Genomic DNA, 1,634 nt, shown 5'->3' with positions numbered 1-1,634 from the left:
CTGCAGGCCGAGATCCAGGCTCAGGACGGCCTGGTGGCTGCCGCTGCCCGGCAGGCGCGCCAGCATGCCGGCGACGCTGCCGGCATGCCCGGCCTGCACGCCCAGCAGCGGCGCCAGCCCGGCCTGGCGGGCGGCCTCGGTGGGCGCGCCATCGCTCCACAGGCTGTGCCCGTGGCGGTCCGCCAGCGCCACCGCGGCCCGGACCGGCGCACGCCGTCCCTGCCCGGCCGGCAGCGCCTGCCACGCCAGCGCGCCTTCCTTCAGCACCAGGTGGCGGTAGCGGGCATCGCCCGGCGCCGCCAGCGCGTCCATGCCGAGCGGCGCGGCGTCCACGACGATTTCACGCGCGCCGGGATCCGGCGCCAGTTCCAGCACCTGGACTTCGTCCGGACGCACGCAGGCACGGCCGCCGCAGGCCGGCGTTGCCGCGATCAAGCGTGCGCCCGAGATTCCACCCAGTCGCCCGACCAGCATCAGCTGCATCGTCGTGCCCGGAGCCGCCTGCGCCGGCGGATGCAGGCGCAGGCGGGCGCGCTCGCCACCCAGCGGCCAGGACGCCACCCGCTGCCAGCCGCTCCAGCCCTGCGGCAGGCTGGCGAACAGCCGGGTGGCGGCGGCCGGCAGGTCGCGCGCCAGCGGCGCCGGCGCACCGCCCGCTTCGATCCGCGTGCGCACCGCATCCGTGCCCGCGCGCAGGCGCCAAGCCAGCAGGCGGCGCTCGCTGTTGAAGATGCGGACCTGCTCGCGCAGGAAGTCGCCGTCGGCATGCCGGTAGAGGCGCTCGAGCAGGCGCCGGGTGTCGTCATCGATGGAAACGTGATCCCAGCCGGTCTTGCCGACCGTGCGCCAGGCCGCCAGGTCCGGCGGCGCCAGCTCGGCCAGCCCGTCGGCACCCAGGCGCAGCAGGCCGCGCACGTTCAGCGCCTCGAACAGGCGCTGGTCTTCCAGCGCCGGCGCGGGCTGGGCCGGCACGCGGTAGCTGCCGGGCGCCAGCCAGGCCTGGACCGCTTGGCCCGTGTCCGGGAAGGCCAGCGCCAGCGCGCGCGTACCCGGCTGGGCCGATGGACGGAAGAGCTGCAGCACCAGCTCGCCGGCCGCGCAGGCGCTGCTGGAGCGGCGCAGGAAGCGCAGGGCCTTGTGCTCCCACAGCAGCCAGCCCTGGCGGCCGAGTGTCGCCTGCCCGGTGGCGGCCTCCGCGACCACGGCGCCGCCGCGGTCGCCGGTCCAGCGCGCGGGCACGCCTTCCCAGCGCAGGTTCGGCGCCGCCACGCTGCCGCTCAGCTGGATGCGCGGCATGGTCTCGTCGGCCAGCACCACATTGCGCAGCGCCACCGGGCTGGCGGATTGCGCATTGTGCGCCGCCAGCGCCGCCACCTCGTCGAAGCGGTAGCCGATCCGCAGCGGCAGCAGGCGTCCGTGCGCCGGATCCAGCATCTGGCTGCACAGGTCGATGCGCTGGGCGGGTTCGGCGCGCAGGCCGGACAGGATCAAGAGGGCGGTACCGCCATGCGGCTCCAGCACCACCGCCGGGCCGGGCGGCACCGTGAAGGCGGCGCCGGGCAAGGCCGGTTGCAGGGACGCCAGGCCGTCCGGACCGGCGGCCTGCGCCTCGCCGGCGGCCGCGATCCAGCGCG

General features: G+C 76.7%; 1 pseudogene. It reads right to left on the bottom strand.

Annotated features, from left to right (window positions below):
- Positions 1–1,634: pseudogene (locus tag AC1DIX_RS27355) on the bottom strand (penicillin-binding transpeptidase domain-containing protein); the annotation flags it as partial.

The sequence above is a fragment of the Massilia sp. 05N420 genome (genome assembly GCF_056397205.1).
This window is presented reverse-complemented; position numbering and strand designations above follow the sequence as displayed.